20 protein-coding genes and 4 pseudogenes are annotated in these 17,745 nt (G+C 70.7%); 8 read left to right on the plus strand and 16 right to left on the minus strand.

Features of this window, described 5'->3' with window-relative positions; all coding sequences use genetic code 11:
- The first annotated feature begins 121 nt into the window (after nt 1-121).
- The 4 genes from HUV60_RS23725 to HUV60_RS23740 all read left to right on the plus strand — a co-directional run bounded on the left by HUV60_RS23725 (nt 122) and on the right by HUV60_RS23740 (nt 2,071).
- Nucleotides 122-475, plus strand: a complete 354-nt coding sequence (locus HUV60_RS23725; RefSeq protein WP_257853088.1) for a hypothetical protein — start codon at nt 122-124, stop codon at nt 473-475.
- Nucleotides 463-804 carry a transposase gene (locus tag HUV60_RS23730; protein WP_257853090.1) on the plus strand — a complete coding sequence of 114 codons (342 nt, stop codon included), beginning with the start codon at nt 463-465 and terminating at the stop codon, nt 802-804. Before HUV60_RS23725 ends, HUV60_RS23730 begins: the two co-directional genes overlap by 13 nt.
- The gene (locus HUV60_RS23735; RefSeq protein WP_257853091.1) at nt 801-1,580 is read left to right on the plus strand and encodes a transposase; all 780 of its coding nucleotides are present in this window, start codon (nt 801-803) and stop codon (nt 1,578-1,580) included. The genes HUV60_RS23730 and HUV60_RS23735 overlap by 4 nt, the downstream gene beginning before the upstream one ends.
- 215 nt (nt 1,581-1,795) lie before the next feature.
- Nucleotides 1,796-2,071, plus strand: coding sequence for a hypothetical protein (locus HUV60_RS23740; RefSeq protein WP_257849235.1), 276 nt, complete (start codon nt 1,796-1,798; stop codon nt 2,069-2,071).
- 89 nt (nt 2,072-2,160) lie between these two features.
- On the opposite strand, the pseudogene HUV60_RS23745 reads toward HUV60_RS23740, so the two are convergent.
- A pseudogene (locus HUV60_RS23745) lies at nt 2,161-2,987 on the minus strand (glycoside hydrolase domain-containing protein).
- 302 nt (nt 2,988-3,289) lie between these two features.
- Between HUV60_RS23745 and HUV60_RS23750 the strand changes: the two are divergent.
- Nucleotides 3,290-3,603 (plus strand): annotated as a pseudogene (locus HUV60_RS23750) (CU044_5270 family protein); the annotation flags it as partial.
- A gap of 37 nt (nt 3,604-3,640) precedes the next feature.
- Here HUV60_RS23750 and HUV60_RS23755 read toward each other — a convergent pair.
- Nucleotides 3,641-4,468, minus strand: a complete 828-nt coding sequence (locus HUV60_RS23755; protein ID WP_269441231.1) for an HARBI1 family protein — start codon at nt 4,466-4,468, stop codon at nt 3,641-3,643.
- A gap of 342 nt (nt 4,469-4,810) precedes the next feature.
- On the opposite strand from HUV60_RS23755, the gene HUV60_RS23760 reads away from it, so the two are divergent.
- Complete coding sequence (locus tag HUV60_RS23760) at nt 4,811-5,110, plus strand: hypothetical protein (protein ID WP_173313100.1); 300 nt, start codon at nt 4,811-4,813, stop codon at nt 5,108-5,110.
- On the plus strand, nt 5,107-5,619 hold the full coding sequence (locus tag HUV60_RS23765) for a hypothetical protein (protein ID WP_257849237.1): 513 nt from the start codon (nt 5,107-5,109) through the stop codon (nt 5,617-5,619). Before HUV60_RS23760 ends, HUV60_RS23765 begins: the two co-directional genes overlap by 4 nt.
- Before the next feature lie 169 nt (nt 5,620-5,788).
- Here HUV60_RS23765 and HUV60_RS23770 read toward each other — a convergent pair whose 3' ends face one another.
- From HUV60_RS23770 to HUV60_RS23785, 5 genes are all read right to left on the minus strand, one after another.
- Nucleotides 5,789-5,920, minus strand: a complete 132-nt coding sequence (locus HUV60_RS23770) for a hypothetical protein (RefSeq protein ID WP_257849238.1) — start codon at nt 5,918-5,920, stop codon at nt 5,789-5,791.
- Nucleotides 5,921-5,933: 13 nt separating this feature from the next.
- Nucleotides 5,934-6,290 carry a trehalase-like domain-containing protein gene (locus tag HUV60_RS23775; RefSeq protein WP_257849239.1) on the minus strand — a complete coding sequence of 119 codons (357 nt, stop codon included), beginning with the start codon at nt 6,288-6,290 and terminating at the stop codon, nt 5,934-5,936.
- Between the two features lie 599 nt (nt 6,291-6,889).
- On the minus strand, nt 6,890-7,126 hold the full coding sequence (locus HUV60_RS33630; RefSeq protein WP_331462016.1) for a WD40 repeat domain-containing protein: 237 nt from the start codon (nt 7,124-7,126) through the stop codon (nt 6,890-6,892).
- Nucleotides 7,127-7,392: 266 nt separating this feature from the next.
- The gene (locus tag HUV60_RS23780; RefSeq protein WP_257849240.1) at nt 7,393-7,656 is read right to left on the minus strand and encodes a Txe/YoeB family addiction module toxin; all 264 of its coding nucleotides are present in this window, start codon (nt 7,654-7,656) and stop codon (nt 7,393-7,395) included.
- Nucleotides 7,653-7,934 (minus strand): type II toxin-antitoxin system Phd/YefM family antitoxin, encoded by a 282-nt coding sequence (locus tag HUV60_RS23785; protein WP_164493698.1) that lies wholly within the window; start codon nt 7,932-7,934, stop codon nt 7,653-7,655. The genes HUV60_RS23780 and HUV60_RS23785 overlap by 4 nt, the downstream gene beginning before the upstream one ends.
- A gap of 347 nt (nt 7,935-8,281) precedes the next feature.
- Here HUV60_RS23785 and HUV60_RS23790 point away from each other — a divergent pair.
- Nucleotides 8,282-8,437, plus strand: a pseudogene (locus tag HUV60_RS23790) (transposase); the annotation flags it as partial.
- A 57-nt stretch (nt 8,438-8,494) separates the two neighbouring features.
- Here HUV60_RS23790 and HUV60_RS23795 read toward each other — a convergent pair.
- The 9 genes and pseudogenes from HUV60_RS23795 to HUV60_RS23835 form a co-directional block, all read right to left on the minus strand.
- Nucleotides 8,495-9,436: pseudogene (locus HUV60_RS23795) on the minus strand (IS3 family transposase); the annotation flags it as partial.
- Between the two features lie 265 nt (nt 9,437-9,701).
- Nucleotides 9,702-10,313, minus strand: coding sequence for an ANTAR domain-containing protein (locus HUV60_RS23800; RefSeq protein WP_257849241.1), 612 nt, complete (start codon nt 10,311-10,313; stop codon nt 9,702-9,704).
- Between the two features lie 277 nt (nt 10,314-10,590).
- On the minus strand, nt 10,591-11,628 hold the full coding sequence (locus HUV60_RS23805; RefSeq protein ID WP_257849242.1) for a rod shape-determining protein: 1,038 nt from the start codon (nt 11,626-11,628) through the stop codon (nt 10,591-10,593).
- Nucleotides 11,629-12,003: 375 nt separating this feature from the next.
- Nucleotides 12,004-13,383: a carboxyl transferase domain-containing protein gene (locus HUV60_RS23810; protein ID WP_257849243.1), complete on the minus strand. Its 1,380-nt coding sequence runs from the start codon at nt 13,381-13,383 to the stop codon at nt 12,004-12,006.
- On the minus strand, nt 13,376-14,842 hold the full coding sequence (locus tag HUV60_RS23815; RefSeq protein WP_257849244.1) for an acyl-CoA synthetase: 1,467 nt from the start codon (nt 14,840-14,842) through the stop codon (nt 13,376-13,378). Before HUV60_RS23815 ends, HUV60_RS23810 begins: the two co-directional genes overlap by 8 nt.
- Nucleotides 14,843-15,081: 239 nt before the next feature.
- The gene (locus tag HUV60_RS23820; protein ID WP_257849245.1) at nt 15,082-15,729 is read right to left on the minus strand and encodes a hypothetical protein; all 648 of its coding nucleotides are present in this window, start codon (nt 15,727-15,729) and stop codon (nt 15,082-15,084) included.
- On the minus strand, nt 15,695-16,540 hold the full coding sequence (locus HUV60_RS23825; RefSeq protein ID WP_257849246.1) for an FkbM family methyltransferase: 846 nt from the start codon (nt 16,538-16,540) through the stop codon (nt 15,695-15,697). The genes HUV60_RS23820 and HUV60_RS23825 overlap by 35 nt, the downstream gene beginning before the upstream one ends.
- A complete protein-coding gene (locus HUV60_RS23830) occupies nt 16,537-16,821 on the minus strand; it encodes a Trm112 family protein (RefSeq protein ID WP_257849248.1) in 285 nt (94 codons plus the stop codon). The genes HUV60_RS23825 and HUV60_RS23830 overlap by 4 nt, the downstream gene beginning before the upstream one ends.
- Nucleotides 16,818-17,732, minus strand: coding sequence for a DMT family transporter (locus HUV60_RS23835; RefSeq protein WP_257850230.1), 915 nt, complete (start codon nt 17,730-17,732; stop codon nt 16,818-16,820). The genes HUV60_RS23830 and HUV60_RS23835 overlap by 4 nt, the downstream gene beginning before the upstream one ends.
- Between the last annotated feature and the right edge of the window lie 13 nt (nt 17,733-17,745).

Below are 17,745 nucleotides of genomic sequence, written 5' to 3' on the forward strand. Positions count from 1 at the left end.
TATTCAGCTACGAGGGCCGTCCGTCAGTGATGTGACGCCCTGATAGCGGAAGGGTGCCCCTGACCTGCGATGATCTGAACTTCCTAGATCAAGAACGTCGCAGAGTGGGGGCACCCAACAGGTGCAGGCTACCGAATGGGATCGTCGGCTCGTTGTGCGGGCCGACGGCAAGAACCTGGTCGGGCATGCGGGCGTGGTGCTGCTGCACCGGATCGCGGACCGGGTCGGGCTGACCCGCGCCCTGGCCGCCGCGCTGCCCCGCGGCGTCGGGCCGGGGTGGCGGGATCGCGGGATGGCCCTGGTCCAGCTGGCCTGCGCGATCGTCCTCGGCGCGAGGAATGTCCTGCAGGCCGAGCAACTGCAGCAGCACTGGAGGCCGTTCTTCCCCGTCCGGTCTCGGACAGCACCCTGTGGCGCACGCTGGAAGCCATCGACGGCCCTGTCGGAGCCCGGGTGGAGCGCGTGCGCGCCGTGATACGGCGTGGGGTGTGGACGCTGCTCGCCCTGCGGCCCGGTGGGTTCCCGTGGATCTCGGTATGCGGGCGCACGCTCACCAACTGGTACGTCCTGGATCTCGATGCCACCTTGGTGACCTGCACCAGCAAGAAGGACGGCGCGGCCGGCACGTTCAAGGGCGGCTACGGACATCACCCGCTGGGCGCCTGGCTGGCCAATACCCGCGAGTGCGTGACCATGCTGCTACGGCCGGGCAACGCGGCGTCCAACGACGTCGCCGACCACAAGACGGTGCTGGCCGCCGCGCTGCGGCAACTCCGCTGCCGCTGTGGTCGAAGCTGCTGGTGAGGATCGACGGCGCGGCCTTCAGCCACGGCCTCCTTGAGCATCTGCAGGCGCTGACCACCAGCCGCCGCCGAGTGCGCTGGGTGACCGGCTGGGCCATCAATACCGCCGACGAGGCCGCGATCGCACTGCTGCCCGCGGACGTGTGGAACGACGCGCTGCGGCAGGACGGCGAGGTCCACGAGATCAAGGGCCCGGACGGACAGAAGGTCACCTACCAGGTCGCCGAGCTGACCGGGGTGCGCGACCTGAGCGGCTGGCCCGAGGGGATGCGGCTGATCGTGCGCCGGGTCAAGCCCTCGCGCCGCGATCTGAAGAAGCTGACCGCGTTCGAGCAGCGCACCGGCTGGCGTTACCAGATCGTCGCCACGAACATCCCCGCCCACCAGGGGCTTTCCGGGGTGTCCGGCTCCGGGCAGGTGTGGTTCGTCGATGCTCTCTACCGTGATCATGCCGAGGTCGAGGATCGTGTCAAGGCGATCAAGCGGATCGGCCTCGGGCTGCTGCCCTCGAAGTCCTGGCAGCTGAACGCCGCCTGGGTGCTGGCTGCCACTATCGCCGCGGACCTCGACGCATGGACCAGGCTCCTTCTCCTGCATGACGAGCCCGAACTCGCCGCCGCCGAACCGGAGACGATCCGCAGGAGGCTCTACCACCTGCCCGCCCGGCTCACCGCCCACGCACGCAGACGCACCCTCCACCTCGACCGCACCTGGCCCTGGGCGCCGGCGTTCGCCACCGCCTGGCAGCGGGCCACCCAGCTTCCGGCCCACACCTGACGGTCGGCCCCGCCCCGACGACAGCGGAGAGGAGAGGACCCGCAGCACCCTCGGGCCCGTGGAACCCGACGCCCCGCAGCGTCACGCGACGGCCCGTCCTCGAACGGCAGGGGACATTACGGGCAAACCGCCGAACCGACCGACGTCACACCGCAAGTGAAGAATCGAGGTCAACAACTGGTGAAAGCCTGCCCACCTCCGTACGGGAGACACTCATGCTGTTCGTCATCGCCATTATCGGAATCTCCATACTCGGCTTCACCCTGTGGTACTCGGCGCGCGTCGCCAGAATGCGCGGCCTGCCCCCGTGGCGCAGGTTCCTCCCCCTCAGCCTTCTTGTGTTGTCCATCGCAGCCAGCCTGCTGCGAGCCGCCGACATCCCCCAGGTCGCGAACGCTGTCGCCTTCCCCCTGCTCCTGGCCGCGATCGCGGTGTCCCTGATGGAAGTACGGGCCGAGAGGAGCCGGCGCACACCAACGGTGACGCAGTAGAAAAACCCCACCCTTCGGGTACCCCGCGCCCCTGAGCTGCCCCGGCTGGCCTTCCCTAACCAGCCGGGGTCTCGCTTGGTTAGAGCTTCTCAGCCGATGATGGCGACAGGGGCGTCCCAGGCGTTGCGGTCGACTGTGATGGTGTAACCGCCCCGCGTTTCCTTGCTATTTACCATGTACTGGTGGCCGCGACTGTGGTTGGTGTACTGAGCGGGGTTCCACGGCCAGTCGGTGGTGGTCGTGTTCTTTTTGTCCCACAGTGCGTACCAGAGGTTGCCTGGCAGGTCCGTCTTGTTCGGGGCGGTGGCGATAGCCTTGGCACTGGAGCTGCTGAAGCCGTAGAGGCCGCCACGGTAGGTTGCGTTCCGCAGCGTCTTGGTGAAGGAGCGCACGTAGGTCAGAGTGGCGTCGTTGCACGCCTTGTCGGTGATGTCGTACGACTCCATGTTCAGGTAGATCGGGCTGCCGGCTTTCATCCCGAGGGCTGATGCCTTGGCCACCGCGTCCTTCGCGTTACTCGCACCGACGGAGGCCGCCGTGGAAGCGGTGAATCTTTCCGGGTTTGCGCTCTTCTGGCAGGGCGGCTGCGCGCCGACGTAGAGCGGAATGAGCTTCCAGCCGGTGGAGTTGACCGACTTCGCCCATGACTTGGTCAGGTTGGGCTGAGCGCAGCCACGGTTCTTGCCGCCGATGTAGACAGCGGCGGCGCCATAAAACTTCGTGTTCCACGCTTTCATCGCCGCGAGCGAGGGCGCAGTGCACGTATCGAACGCTCGACCGGTGTACGTCTTCTGTGCGGGCCAAACGGTGGCCGCCATGGACGTCTGCGCTGCGATCCCGGCACCCGCAGCGACGGCGACCCCGCCGTCGCCCAGGCGATGTAGCGGCTCTTTTTGGACAGCCGATGACTGGACAACCCCCACCCCATTCGTATGGCAGCCTATGGCCGCCGTGAATCCGACGCGCCCGCAGAGGACAGCTTGCGCTACCCCGCAACTCGACCGCAGTACGGGTGCAGCGTCTGCGTAGTGGCGCGCCCTCCGCTTCGGATGCCCGAAGCGGATCGCAGAATAGCCGACGTCCGTGTCGTGAAGGTGAGCAGCTTCGCGTGGGCTCGGTTGGCGGCTGCACCAACGCTGACGCCGGTCCGTGTGCAAGCCGACAGCCTTGATTCCGATAAGTGACTTGCCTAATGAACTGCCGGGCACTGCGGGCGGAGGGAATCTGAACTCACCGACCTACAACTTCCTGGCTGCCCTGCCGGCCGATCCCGACGCTCTGCTGAAGCGGATCCGCGACGACGCCGAGGAGAATCACGGTGCCGGTTCCGACTCCACGACGGGACCGGACCAGGAAGCCTTCGTCACGATCGGCGACCTTCTGCGCAATGGAGCGACTCCCCCGAGACCACCGCGGCTCTCTACCGGGCCGCTGCCCTCATCCCCGGAGTCGACGCCGTTTCCGACGCTGTGGACGCGGCAGGCCGACACGGGGTCGCCGTCGCCCGAACACACGGCGGCGAACGCACTGAGCCCTTCCCAGTAATGGATCATGACGTTGCGTGATCGTTCAGATGGTGCGGTCGTATTCGAGTTGGAGCAGGACGAGGGCTGCGGCGGCGATCTTCGTGATACGGCTGGGGTCGAGGCTGACCCTGCGCAGGGCCTTGAAGGTCGTCTTGAGCAGGGAGTTGGCGCGCTCGCAGACGCCGTGGATGCCGCGGATGACCTTGTTGTACGTCTGTTGCTCCTCGGTCAGCTCGCCTCCGGCGGGCTTCTTGAAGGGATGGCGGAAGCCGTCGCCGGCGTTCTCGTAGCCGAGGTCGACCAGGGTCGGCATGTCCAGTTCGGCCGCGATGCGGTTGAGTGCCTCGACCAGCCCGTGGTGGCGGGCGCAGGTGGTGTCGTGTTCCCGGCCCGGCCGTACGGGCGAGACCCAGATCGGCCGGCCGTCCGGGGTGGTGATGACCTGCACGTTCCCGCCATGGTGCTTGTGTTTTCCGGACCACCAGAGGTCTGCGCCGTTGGGGCCCGGGGCGGCGACGCGGTCCGTGCGGATGACCGTACCGTCGAGGTTCAGATGCGTCAGCCCGGCTGCCTTCGCACGCTCCAGCGCGGTGGACAGGTCCGGTGCGCCGGCGGCCAGGACGGCCAGTCCTTCGTGGAGGTAGCGGTAGGAGGTGGAGACCGACAGGCCGTTGTCGCGGGCGAGTTGGGCCAGTCGGGTGCCGTCGAGGAACCAGCGCAGCACGAGCACGGCCTGCTTGAAGCAGCCCAGCGCGCGTCGCCCCTTGCGGGTCCTGGCCACGATTCGGTGGTCGCGCAGGAGACCGGCCAGGTGCTCGGCGGTGGACCGCCTCACATCGAGCACGGCGGTGTATGTGACACTGGTCGGCACGTGAGGCCCCTCGGTCGGATCTTTCTGTCGCAAGATGTTCCTACCAGGGGCCTTACGCCTGCCCGGACTTGGGGGATACCGCGGACCGCGCGACGCGCCTCCCGCTCACGGACGGTGGCCGACGGTTACTGGGAACAGCTCACTCCCACCTCACGTGGCGCAAGAACGGTCGGTACGGCACCATCCACTACCGCTGGCACGGACGTGGTCTCGGGCGCCGGGGCTGATCAGAAGACGTTTTACTGCTGACCAGTAGAGTCGATTCCCGTCACAGGGACTGGGTGGCGAGGCAGCCTTTCGGCGGCCTCGCCACCCGCAACCGATGGAGTGAACATGGGTGGTATGAGTGCCAGAGCCCGAGTCGCGGGCTCGGTGATCGCATACGCGGTCCTGGCCGACGAGAGCAATGCCTGCGACGCTCTCGACGAAGTAGTGGTGGCATCGGACAGCTGGGCCTCGGCTACGACGCTCATGCGCGCGTGCGGCTACCGCAAGGTTCCCCGGCGTACCGAGAGCCGCGACGTGCCCCATGAGGCACTCGAAGTCGCCTTCGCGACTCCCGGCACGGTTTTCCGTAAGCGCTTCATGGCGGAGACTTCCTGGGCCCCCGCCTCCCGCACAGAGAGCAGCGAGCGCCCGTGAGCATGCAAGGCCGCCTCGACGAGTTGATCGTTGCCCTGCGGCAGCATGCTCAGGTCATGTCCGCACCGGATCAGGCCGGTGAGGCCGGCATCGAAGCGTTTGAAGCCCTCAGAAGAGCTGCAGCCGCATACGGTGAGTGTGTTCGTGAACAGACTCACTGGGACAGCCCCTTCGCCGAGCTTGAGGAAGACAGCTGGGAAGACAGCTCGGAGGAACTCGACGCCACATCGGAAGCAGAACAGGACAGGGATCTTCTCGTGGTGTCAGGCACTTGGACATTCGAGGTGACCTACCGGGACGCATGGAGCAGATTCGCGGCCGACCAATTGGAGTCCGCCACCCCCGCGCTGCGGCAGCTCAGCGGCGACCCTGCCGAGGCCGCCTCCGCGCTGTTGTCGTACGACGGCCTCTCGGCATGGCTCGGTGCTCACGGCGTCGCGCTGCTGGCCGACGACTGGACCGTCCGCGATACGGAGGAGGAGCTGCCTGAGGACGACCCGGAAGAATGATCGCCCTGCCCATACGTGACTGGCAGGCCTGACCCACCGGGACATCAAGCCGTCCAACACCATCGTCAGGTCCAACGGCAAAGCGACGGTCGTCGACTTCGGCATCACCAGGAGCAGCGACGCCCGACACGACATCACCACCACCGGCGTCCTGATCGGCACCCACGGCCTACATGGCGCCCGAGTGCTTCAGCGGCGCCTTCGACCACCGCTCCGAGTCGGCGATGCGCCGCACCGCGCCCGTCCGCGCCGCGGGGTCCTTGCAGGCCTCGACGGCCAGGCGGGTCGCGCGCTCGCGCAACTCGTCAGGGTACTTACGGGAGCAGCCATGATCGGCACTCTTCCGGGTCTTCGATGTCTCCATCAAACCCGGGGCGGTTCAGTACGTGGAGGCGGACGTTCCCGGCCACCACGCGTACGCGTCGGGGGAGAGCTCCGTTTGCCGCTGGTACGCCTTTTTCCAGGAAGGACTCCGACCGGAGCGAGAACGCGTCGGTGACGTCAATGACACCGGTGGTGCTGCACGTGCGGGTTACCAGCACGGCGGTCTCTTCCACGTACCACTGTTCGCTGCTGCGCAAGTCCTCAGGAGTGATCAGGAATAACCCACCGCGGTCGGCGTCCAGCAAGCCACAGAACAGAGGGGACGAATCAAAGCGGGGCACGCACATGAAGCTGACCGACGTTCCGCCCCACCAGGGCGGACCCGCAGATGCTGCCTAGCAAAGCGTGGTCCGCTACGGATAGGTACCCATCACGCTCCACCACGCGCCTTGGCCCGCAGCCCGCCGTTCACGACGGAGCGTAACCGTGCGCGGCAGCCCGATTCCAGCGGTGCCCTCTGCAACGCGGCGGCGATCCGGTGACGCTGAAGACGAGATCGTTTTCTACTTCTCGAGAGCGGTGCTCGTTCGGAGCGGATACGAACCGGTGTGGCGAACGCCTAACCGATCCCCATCCGAGCGGGATCGCGGGGGATGCAGCCGGATGGAAACGGGTGGCTATGTCCGCCGTTTCGGCATCGTCGCAGGTGAGGGGGCGTCACGCTTTTGGGTTCGATTCCCACCTGCCCCACTCGGCATCCCCGGGCAGAATCGTTCTGACCTGGGAAAACGCGTTTTCCGGGGGCGTTTCGCGTGCAGCGTTCGCCGCGCGTAGGTGCAGCAAACGTGAGGCTTCGGTCTTTCCAAGCAGGTATCGCACGGCTGTGACCTGGCCTTTTGTTGCCCTCGTGTCCGTGGGAGCGTTAAGGGCGGTCCCACGGCCGCACCTACCGGTCCATGTTGCTAGTGGCGAGCCGGGTCCCGTCAGGCGAGACCGCCACTGAGTGCACCTCACCGGTGTGACTGGTGAGGGTTTTGGTGCATGAGGTTGTCAAACGCCTCCTGCTGGCGGGGGGTCTCGTTGGGCGCCGGAGAACATCGACGCCCTCGACTTCGAGCTCACCGAGGCCCAGAGGGACGCCAACGCCACCCCGGAAGCCGGCACGTAGCTCTTCTTCGACCACCGCGACCCGGAGATGGTCGCCTGGCTGAGCGCGCGTCGCCTGGATTCCTGACCTCCTGCGGTGGGTAGGGGCGATGCTCGCTCCCAGGAGCGTATGCCCGCGAGGTCATCATGGAGCAGGGGGTCACGATCATGCTCAGCGTCCGATACGCCCCCGAGTAAACGGTCGCGCCCTGGTCACGTGGATCGTGAGCCCGTGCCTGTGTCCTGCGAAGGCTGACGGATGCTGTCAAGAGCCGAGGCGTGGCCCGTGGGTATGCGCCTGGTTCACCGTTCGTAGTGGAAGCGGCATGCCACCACGTGGATGATGGTGTTCTCATCGATGCGGTACACCAGTCGGTGTTCGGAGTTGATGCGCCGCGACCAGTAGCCGGAGAGGTCGTTCCGCAGCGGTTCGGGCTTGCCGATTCCTTCGTGGCCGCCCCGGTCGATGTCGGCGATCAGCTGGTTGATGCGCTTCAGTATTTTGCGGTCGTTCCCCTGCCACCACAGGTAATCGTTCCAACCGTCGTCGACGAACAGCACCTTCACGCGGCGCCCCGCCCGGCCTCGTCATCGGGATCCACCAGCTCGCGAAGTGCACCCTGGCCGGCCCGGTCCTGCTCGATGGACCTGCGCAGGCGCTCGGCCATCGCGGGTGACCGCAGCAGGTAATCGGTCTCTTTCAGTGCCTCGTACTCGGCGAGCGAGACGACGACCATCGGCTCATGGCCAGTCCGGGTGATGACCAGCTCCTCGGCGTCGTTCTCCACCGCGTCGAGGGCGTCGGCGATGCCCGCGCGTAGCTCGGTGACACTCATCGTCTTCATGACGTACACGATAACGTACAGAGGGGATCCCCGTGTGGCTGATCGCAATCCGCTCCGGAGGGAGTGTTCAATGAACCGCGGATCCGATGATCGAGGAGACGCCAGATGAGCGACACCACCATCGAGCGGATACCGGGCAGCGAGTCGGCGGTGGCCGTGCCGGCGAGCGATGAGCAGTTGGTTGCGATGCTCGTGGACCGGGCCCGCAGCGAGGGTCTGCAGCCGGCTGGGAAGTGCCGTCGGGGCTTTCCCCCTGAGTGTGGACACCTTGGACACTGGGCCTTGAGGGGCCGGATGACCTTCCCCTCGTAGCGGAGAGGCCGTGACTGCAGGGGAAGTTGGGAGTCATGGCGGAGAAGAGGCGGAAGTTCGACGCGGAGTTCCGTGAGGGGGCTGTGCGTATCGTGACCGAGACAGGCAAGCCGCTCGCGCAGGTCGCGAGGGAGCTGGGGATCAACGAGACCACGTTGGCCAGCTGGGTCTCCCGCGCCCGACGGAACGGTGCGGCTGCTGGCGGGCGGAGCGAGAGCGTCCAGGAGGAACTGGAGCGACTGCGCAGGCGCGGCGGACGTGTACTGCGACCCCCTGTCCGCGTGGAAGATCACCCCGGGGACGTTGCCACCGCGGGTCGCCACAGCCATCTTCAGTGCGTCGATGACCAGCTCGGCGCGCATGTGCGAGGCCATCGACCAGCCGAGCACCCGGCGTGAGCAGATCTCGATGACGCAGGCGATACAGCCACGAGCCACCCACCTGCACGTAGGTGATGTCGCCGCACCACTTCTCGTCCAGCCGCGCGGCGGTGAAGCGGCGTCGGACGAGGTCCGGGGCGGGCGGTGCGAGCCGGTCGGGGATCGTGGTGTGCTGGCGACGCCGCAGATGGCGGCCTTGGAGCCGGTTGACGCGCATCAGGCGCTCGACGCGCTTGCGGTTGACCGTGTGTCCGAAGCCGCGCAACTCGGCATGGGCGCGCCGGACTCCGTAGGTGCCCTTGTGCTCGGTGTGGATCTCACGGATCTCCGCGAGCAGGGCGTCGTCGTCGGCCTGCCGCTTCTGGCGGGACGTCGCGCCGGCGGTCCACCGGTAGTAGCCCGAGCGCGAGACCCGAAGGACCCGGCATATCCGCTGAACGCCGAAGGCCTGGGCGTGGGCGGAGACGAAGTCCCAGCGGTGGGTCTTCACTTCATCTCCTGGGCGAAATACGCCGTTGCCCGGCGCAGGGTCTCTCGCTCGAGCTCCCACTCCTTCTCCGCCTTGCGCAGCCGGCCGTTCTCCGCGCGCAGCCGGGCCAGCTCCTCGTCCCGGCTCTCCGCGCCCTGCTCGCCGTGGCCATGAGCGCGGCCCGCGTGCTCGTCGGCCTGGCGCACCCGGCTCCGCAGCGTCTCGCCGGTCACCCCGACGTCCGCCGCGACCGCCGCGTACGTGCGCTTCCCGCCCGCCGCGCGGTACAGCGCGACAGCGTCGTTCCTGAACTCCGCCGGATACGGAGACCTGCGTTCCACCGGAACACCTTCCCTTGGATCTGCACGATCCATTGTCAGAGTGTCCACGGCACGGGGGTCGCCTCACCGGTGGACGCACCCTCCTGACCCGGCACCGCCGCCCGGCGGACGCCGACGACCGGCCGCGATCCCCCGACCGGGCTTTTTCCTGTGGCGGTACGGGTCGTCCGGGACGGGTGACGGGAATCCGCGCCACGTGTGCCGTCTTCGGCAGCATGACGGCGATGTCCGGACCTTCGTCCGCGGCCGGGGCGTCCGCTCCGGCTCAGGGCAGGTGGCGGGCCAGGGCAGTGGCCAGGGCCTCCCGTACCTCCTGCGGAGGGCGGGGGCCCGCCCGGTCGGTGTCGGCGGTGACGGCCGCGGCGACCGTGTGGAGTGGGGCGCCGGACAGACGGGAGGTCTCGCGCAGGATGTGCCAGGCGGCGTCCGAGCCGCAGCCGTGGGCGGCCATGAGGATGCCGCGGGCCCGGTCGACGGCCAAACGGGCGGCGATCTCCCGCCGGAGCTGTTCGACCTCGTCCTCCCGTACCCGCACAGGTGGCCGCCGCGCCGGTCCCGGGGCCGTCACCGGGGTGGGGACGTCGCCCCGGCTCCGGGAGCGCAGGGGATCGGCCGGGTCCAGGCCGACGAGCGCCAGGATGCGCCGAGGCTGACCGCTCCAGCGGGTGGCCGTGACCGGCACCGACCGCCGACTGCCGTGGTCGCGCAGGACGTCCAGGAACCGCAGTCCCGCCGTGTCCATGAAACGCACGCCGCTCATGTCCAGGTCGACCCGGGCCGCGCGGGCGGGCAGCTGGGCCAGCTTTCGGGCGAGGGCGTCGGCGCTGCCGTGGACCAGTTCACCGCGCGGGGTGAGCAGGGCCCGGTTCCCGTCCATGCGCCCACCGATGACCAGCGTGTGTCGTCTTCCCGAGGAAGGGGGTGGAGCCGCGAAGGTCATGTCACCGCCTGGTTCGGTATGCGTGCGGGCCGTCGGGCGTGCTGGTCGGGTGCCGTGGACCGGGCGGCAGGAGGTGCGGGAGTGCGGGGCGGGACGTATACGGTCCGTGCAGTACTCGCGGAAGCGCCTGCCCGGTTTGCCGCGCCCTACACCCCTCGTTCGCGCACCGGCCGGAATTCCGGCCGGTTACGGCCGGTTACGGCCGGCCGGTGGCTCAGGTAGCCAGCGGGTTCAGCACCAGGGGGGCGATCTTGCCCTCCAGCATGGCGCCCAGGCCCTGGACGGCGCACACGTCCGGCCGCTCGGCGATGTGGACCGGCATGCCCGTCGCCTGCCGCAGCATCTGGTCGAGACCCGGCAGCAGGGCGCTGCCGCCGACCATCATGATCCCGCGGTCGGCGAGGTCGGCGACCAGGTCGGGCGGGCAGCCCCGCAGCACCTTGCCGATCCCGTCCAGTACGGCCGTCAGCGGGGTCTGGATGGCGTGCCGTACGGCCGCCGTGTCGACCTTGACCGAGCGGGCGAGGCCGGTGGCGACGTCCCGGCCGTGGATCTCCGTCGACTCCGGGCCGTGCGGGGTGAGCCCGTTGCCGGACAGGGCCACCTGCAGCGGCCGTACGGACTGGCTCGGCAGCATCAGCTCGTGCTGGTGGCGCAGGTGCTGGATGATGGCGTGGTCCACGGCGTCCCCGCCGACGGACATGCGCTCCGCCGTCACGATCGAGCCGAGCGAGAGCACGGCCACCTGCGTGGTCGCCGCCCCGCACACCAGGATCATGGTCGCCTCGGGACGCTCCACGGGCAGTCCGCAGCCGACGGCGGCCGCGATGAGCGTGTCGACCAGCTCCACCCGGCGGGCGCCCAGCCCGACCAGCGTCTCGATCGTGGCGCGCTGGGCCAGCGGATCGGCGTCGTGCGGGGTGGCTGCCGCGGCGCGCAGCCGGGGCCTGCGGCGCAGGGTGCGGCGGATCCGTTCGCCGAGCAGATGGCGCAGCATGCGCTGCGCCATCTCGATGTCGACGACGGTGCCGCCCGAGACGGGCCGTACGACACGGATGTAGCTCGGCGTCCGTCCGGTCATCCGTTCCGCGAGCTCACCGACCGCGATCAGCGCACCGGTACGGGTGTTCACGGCGGCGGCGGACGGCTGGTCGACGACGAGCCCGGCACCCTTGACGTAGACCCGGGTACGGGCCGCTCCCAGGTCGACGGCGAAGTGGCAGCGGCGCAACTGCTCCAGACTGGCGGTCACGGCAGATCCTCCCGAGTGCGCGGTTCTGCGGGCCGCCGGACGGCGAACCTCAGGACCATCGTGCGCGCGGGCGGGAGCCACCGCCTGTTGTGGAGGGCCGGGCGGGGGGCCGCTGAACGGGGGTGGGGCACGGCAACCGCAGGGACGGCCCCGAGCCTTTCACCGGCCCCGTCCCCGTCGGGGGCTCGGCCGAGGTGCTGCGGGAAGAAGGCGGTGGCCGCCTCCCCACCGATGCCGATGCCGATGCCGATGCCGATGCCGTCACCGACGCGGGCGCGGGTGGTCGTGGGCGGCCCGGTCCTGTGCTCCGCCTGCCGCACGTGGGACGAGGTTCGGGGCCGGAGGCGACCGCGTGGGCCGCGGGTGGCCCCCGGTTCACCTGTCGTCGTGACGGCGACCGGGGTCGTGGGCGTGGTGGCCGACGATGCCCCGTACGACGCCCAGGTCCACCAGGTCCTGGGGGCGGACGCGGAGCTGGTCCGCCGTGGCCCCGGCCTCCTGAGGGGGGCGCTTGAGGATCGCCGCCGCGAGTTCCGGGGCGATCACCGAGAAGTAGCTGTCGGGTGCGGCCCAGGTGTTGCCCGGTGCCGCCAGGGCCAGCGCGCCGCCGGAGCCGCCCTCGCCGACGACGAGCGTGGTGACCGGGGTGCGGGCGGCGGCCACCGCGGCGAACAGGTCGGCGATGGCCGTCCCCGCGCCCTGCCGTTCCGCCTCCGCGTCGTTGGCCGCGCCCGGGGTGTCCACCAGGGTCAGCACCGGGATGCCGAGCCGGTCCGCGAGCCGGATCAGCCGGGCGGCGGTGCGGTACCCGGCGGGACGGGTCGCCGTCCCGGTCTGCGCCGCGTAGGCGACCGTACGGCCCTCGTGCTCGCCGAAGCCGCAGAGCACGCCCTGCGGATCGGTGCCGCCGCAGCGGTCGCCGTTGATCGCCACGCGGTGGGTGAAGTACGCGTCCAGGTAGGCGTGTGCGCGGGGGCGTTCGGGGGAGCGGGCACGCTGTACGGCGTCCCGGCCGGTGGCCGGAAGGCCGCCCGGGCCCGTGCCCAGCGGTTGCGGTGGAGCGACCGGGGTGGTGGACGGGCGGGTCAGCAGCCGCAGCCACCGGCCCAGCGTGCCACGCAGGTCCTCCGGCGGGACCACGGCGTCCACCGTGCCCGCCGCCACCTGCGCCTCGGCCGTGTACGCCGCCGGGTCGGCGTCCGCCGGGCGGACCCGCGAGCCGGCGAAGCCGACCTGTGCGCCGGGCAGCGCGAGGACCACGTCGGCGCCCGCGCCCAGGGTGGCCCAGCCGCCGCCCGTCGTCGGATCCCGGACCACCGCGATCTGTACCGGCCCGGCTTCCCTGGTGAGCACCGACTCACGTACCACCCGCTGGAGTTGGGTGAGGGCGAGCATGCCCTCCTGCATCCGGCTGCCGCCGGTGGCGACCAGGGGGACGACCGGTAGCCGGTGCTCGCGGGCGTACGCGTACGCCGACACCAGCCGGTCGCCGGTGCGTTCGCCCAGCGAACCGCCGAGGAAGCCGAACTCGAAGGCGATCAGCACGGCCCGGACGCCTCCGACCAGGGCGGTGCCGCAGACCACCGACTCCTGCTCACCGGTGCGCTCGGCCGCACCGGCGCGCAGGGCGTCGTAACCCGGCCAGCCGAGCGGGCCGTCGGGGGCGGACTCCCGGACGGGGTGAGGGAGTTCGGTGAACGTGGAAGCGTCGGCGACGCGCGCGACGGTCTCGCGTGCGGAGAGCCGGTCAGTCATGACGCAGCGCCCGCTTCATGATCTTCCCCATGTCGTTGCGGGGGAGCGAGGTGAGGTGATGGAGTACCCGCGGACGCTTGTGCGGGGCCAGACGGTGGGCGACATGGTCCGCCAACTCATCGAGAGCAGCGGGCGACTGAGGATTCGCCGGGACGATCCACGCCACGATCCGCTCGCCCAGGTCGGCGTCCGGCTCCCCGGTCACCGCGGCCTCCCGGACGCCGGGGTGTTCCAGCAGCGCGTTCTCGATCTCCCCGGCACCGATCTTGTAACCCCCGCTCTTGATCAGGTCGGTGGCCTTGCGGCCGACGATCCGGACACAGCCGCCGGCATCGCGCACCGCCATGTCACCGGTACGGAACCAGCCGTCGGCGGTGAAGGCGCCCGCGGTGGCGTCCGGCCGGTTCAGGTACTCGGTGAACAGGTTCGGGCCGCGCACCTGGATCTCGCCCACGGTCTCACCGTCGTACGCCGTCACCGGGGACCCGTCCTCCTCCACCAGCCGCAGCTCCACGCCCGGCAGCGGCACACCCACGGTGCCGGGGCGGGCCTCGCCGTCCGCGCGGACGCTGGTGTTCATCAGCGTCTCCGTCATGCCGTACCGCTCGACGACCCGGCGTCCGGTGGCCGCCGCGATCCGCTCGTGGTCGTGCACGGGCAGCGCCGCCGACCCCGACACCAGCAGCCGCGCCCCGGCCAGCGCCGTGGCCAGCTCCGGCTCGGTGGACAGCGACTCCGCGACGCGGTGGTACATCGTCGGCACGCCGAACAGCATGGTCGCGCCGGTGCTCAGCTCCCGGGTCACCCCCTGGATGGTGAACCTGCCGAGGTGACGCACCGAGCCGCCCCGGCGCAGCGGACCCAGGACGCCCAGGACGAGACCGTGCACATGGAACAGGGGGAGCCCGTGGACGAGGACGTCGTCGCCGGTCCACTGCCAGGCGTCGGCGAGCGCGTCCAGGGTGGTGGCGATCGCACGGCGGGGGATGACGGCGCCCTTGGGCGGGCCGGTGGTGCCGGAGGTGTAGACGACCAGGGCCGGGTCCTCGTCGCCCGCGCTGTCCCCGGGGAACGTGCCCGGGGTGCGGTCGGCGGGGTCGACGTCCAGGCGGGGCAGGCCGGCCAGTGCCTCCGGGAGCTCCTGGCCGGGCGCGGTGAGGACCAGGTCCGGGGTGCTGTCGGACAGGATGTGGCCGAGTTCCCTCCCGCCCGACTTCGGGTTCAGGGGCACCACGGTCACTCCGGCGAGCAGTGCCGCGGTGACCGCGACCGCCGTCTCCAGCGTCGGCGTCGCCCAGACGGCGACCCGCCGCGCCTCGCGGACGGCCCCGGCGACCGGGCCGGCCACGGCGGCGAGTTCCCCGTACGTCAGTGAGCGCTCGCCGAACCGGAGGGCGGGCCGGCCGGAGGCGGAGCCGCCGGCCCGGCTGTCGGCCAGGGCCGGGAAGAGAGAGGACACGCGTCGTACTCCTTGACCGTCGGGTGGTGAGGTGGCCTGGTGCGGGGCGGGCGGGCGGGCGGGCCGTGGGGCGTGAGGTCGTGCGGCCGGCCTTCATGGTCGCCGACGTGCGGCGCGGGCGGCAGGCGGGGTCAGCCGTGCGTCCTGTCGGCCTCGCGGTCGGCCAGTCGCTGGTATGCCGTGGAGGGGGGCCCGCCGTCTTCGGCGCAGCCCTCGTGACCCCCGGGTGGTGGACGCGATCATCCGGGCGGCGGCCCGCCGGCTCCGGTCCGTGGGCCGGGCGCAGTCCGTTGCAGCAGGCCCCAGGTGAACTCCGCGACCACCTCGTGCCGCACGCCCCGCACGTCCGGTGCGACGAGGGCGAGACCCCACCGGGTGGGGGCGGTGCCTTCGAGCGGGCGGGCCGGGGCGAAGGCGCGGGCGGCCTCGCCGACCGTGCAGGACCAGGGCGTCAGGTCCTCGACGGTGCGCAGCACGGGCGGGCCGGCGTCGGGCGCGCGGACCAGCCACTCGTTCCAGACGGTGCCGTCGGGCGCGGTGAGGATCTCGAAACGGAGGTCCGGCCAGAGCGGGAGCCGCCACCGCGACGCCTCGCAGTCGAGGTCGCCGATCCGGCGCCGGGCCCGGGACTCCGGCTCGCCGAGCACGGACCGGTACCTGGAACGGGCCGGACGGGAGCGCGGCGAGCGGACCGTGGCCTGCCAGCGCTTGTTGGCCTCGCGCATTCTGGCGAGGGAGACGCCCAGTTCGTGACGGGCGTCCTCGACCGGGCCGGGATTGTGGTCCGCCATGCGGCGCAGCAGGACGAGCTGGAAGTCGAGCGGGGTGAAGGGGCCGGACGGGCCGGACGGGCTACCGGGGGTTCTCGCGGAAGGCACGGGAACCATCGTCGCTCACCGCGGGCGCTCCGGGGCGGCGGCCGTCCGGGAGGAACAGCACCGAGTTCACGTAGCGCGGGCCCCTGAGTGCGCCGTGCGGCAGGACGCGGCGGAGCAAGCCGTGCGAGACGACGTAGGAGGCCCTGGCCTGGTGGGCCTCCAGCGGGAAACGGGCCAGCGGGACCCAGGCGTCGTCGGGCAGCACCCAGCCGTGGTAGCCCAGCAGGGACAGCTGGGCTACCACGGGTGCGATCGGCTGGATGCGGGACTCCAGCTCCACGAAGAGCGCCGGGCGGTCGCGGGCGAGGATGCCGGCGGCGCCGCGCAGTACCGCCGACTCGTTGCCGTCCACGTCGATCTTGATGAAACCGACGTCCTCCAGGCCCAGCTCGTCCAGCGTGACGCAGGCGACGTCCAGGGCGTGGCCGTGGATGTCCCGGCGGACCAGGGAGGACACGCCCCGGTCGCCGCCGTCGTCCGGCGGCAGCCACAGCCGGGCGATCCCGGTGCGGTCCGAGGCCGCCGCACGGATCACGCGGACGTTCGGCGGGGCGCCGGAGATGAGCAGCCGCGCCAGGTGGGGGACCGGTTCGACGGTCACCACCTGGCGGGCGCGCCGGGCCAGCCGGTGCGTCCAGGGGCCGTACCAGCCGCCGACGTCGACCGCCGTGCCGCAGTCCGGCGGGCACAGGTCGGCGAGCCGGGCCAGCTCGGGCTCGAAGCGCGGGTAGACCGCGCGGGCGACGGCGGCCACGGCCCGGGTGGGCAGGACGGACGCAGCACGGGCGGCGAGTGTGACCCGGGGGAGGCTCTCCGTCATGGGGTCGCCCCCGGGGCCCAGGGACGCCCGGCGGGGTCCGTGGGCGTACGGCCCCCGGACACGCGCGCCAGCAGTCTCTCGTGCTCCTCGCCCGAGACCTGCTCGCCGGAGGACGGGAGCAGTTGCGGGATGCCGTCGACGATCGGATAGCGGCGGCGCAGGCGGGGGTTGTACAACGCCTCCTCGTGGCCCTCGGCGTCCGCAGCGGCGGGGAGCAGGTGCAGCGGTCCCTTGTCGAGCGGGCAGGCCAGAATCCTCAGCAGTGGGTCGTCGGGCTTCACGGCGGAGTCAGCTCCTTCGTAGAGGTACTTTTTTGCGAGGCGGTGTCGTGCTTCGGCATGGCCAGCAGCACGGTGACCGCGAGCACCGTGCCCGCCACGCGCAGGCCCAGCCGCAGCGGTTCGTCGGGAAGTTCCTCGCCGAACGACAGCGTGCCGAGCACCGCCGTGTACAGGCAGGTCACGGTCGTGCAGACCGGCACGATCAGCGAGGCCCGGCAGCGCTGGAGCGCCGCCTGTGACAGCACCAGGCCGAACGCGCCGGTGAACAGCAGCAGATACGGATACGGGGAGCGCAGCAGCCCGAGCACCGCGTCGCCGACGCCACTGGTCGTCAGATGGCTCGACACGCCCTTGATGGCGAGCGAGCTGACGCCGTAGAGCAGGCCGACGGCGACCCCGTACTCGACGCCGGTGGTCGGCATCCGGTGCCGGCGCCGGGCCCGGCGCTCGGCGGAGTGGTAGAGCCACACCCCGGTCGCCAGCGACGGCACGCACACCAGCAGGATCAGCCGGTGCGGCGCATCCCGGCCGACGGTGTCGGCGCCCTCGACGCCCTCCTTCAGGGACAGCACCACCATCAGCAGCGCGAGCAGGATGGCGCCCAGCGCGTACCGTTCCCGGCCGGTGGTCTCCTCACCCAGGAGCCGTGCCGACAGCATCACGAGCAGTACCAGGCCGGAGACGAACAGACCTTGGGCGGCGGCGATCGGCAGGGTCCGGTACACCGCGAGCTGTGCGGCGAAACCGGCGGCGAGGGACAGGGCCCCGGCGATCCACAACGGGTTGCCGAGCACCAGCCGCAGCAGCCGCGCCGGCCGGTGAACCGATACTTCGGGCAGGGTGGACAGCGCTCGCTTCTCCAGGACGAACCCGCCGCTGTACAGGACGTTCGACACCAGGGCAGCGGCCACTCCCCACCACATC

Source organism: Streptomyces sp. KMM 9044 (genome assembly GCF_024701375.2).
Taxonomy (GTDB): domain Bacteria; phylum Actinomycetota; class Actinomycetes; order Streptomycetales; family Streptomycetaceae; genus Streptomyces.

What these genes read in the sequence shown, in the direction of transcription:
- HUV60_RS23740 (WP_257849235.1), top strand. Translation starts at nt 1,796, where the DNA reads ATGCTGTTCGTCATCGCCATTATCGGAATCTCCATACTCGGCTTCACC.
- HUV60_RS23760 (WP_173313100.1), top strand. Translation starts at nt 4,811, where the DNA reads ATGAGTGCCAGAGCCCGAGTCGCGGGCTCGGTGATCGCATACGCGGTC.
- HUV60_RS23775 (WP_257849239.1), bottom strand. Translation starts at nt 6,290, where the DNA reads ATGTGCGTGCCCCGCTTTGATTCGTCCCCTCTGTTCTGTGGCTTGCTG.
- HUV60_RS23785 (WP_164493698.1), bottom strand. Translation starts at nt 7,934, where the DNA reads ATGAAGACGATGAGTGTCACCGAGCTACGCGCGGGCATCGCCGACGCC.
- HUV60_RS23800 (WP_257849241.1), bottom strand. Translation starts at nt 10,313, where the DNA reads ATGGACGGGAACCGGGCCCTGCTCACCCCGCGCGGTGAACTGGTCCAC.
- HUV60_RS23810 (WP_257849243.1), bottom strand. Translation starts at nt 13,383, where the DNA reads ATGACTGACCGGCTCTCCGCACGCGAGACCGTCGCGCGCGTCGCCGAC.
- HUV60_RS23820 (WP_257849245.1), bottom strand. Translation starts at nt 15,729, where the DNA reads ATGGTTCCCGTGCCTTCCGCGAGAACCCCCGGTAGCCCGTCCGGCCCG.
- HUV60_RS23825 (WP_257849246.1), bottom strand. Translation starts at nt 16,540, where the DNA reads ATGACGGAGAGCCTCCCCCGGGTCACACTCGCCGCCCGTGCTGCGTCC.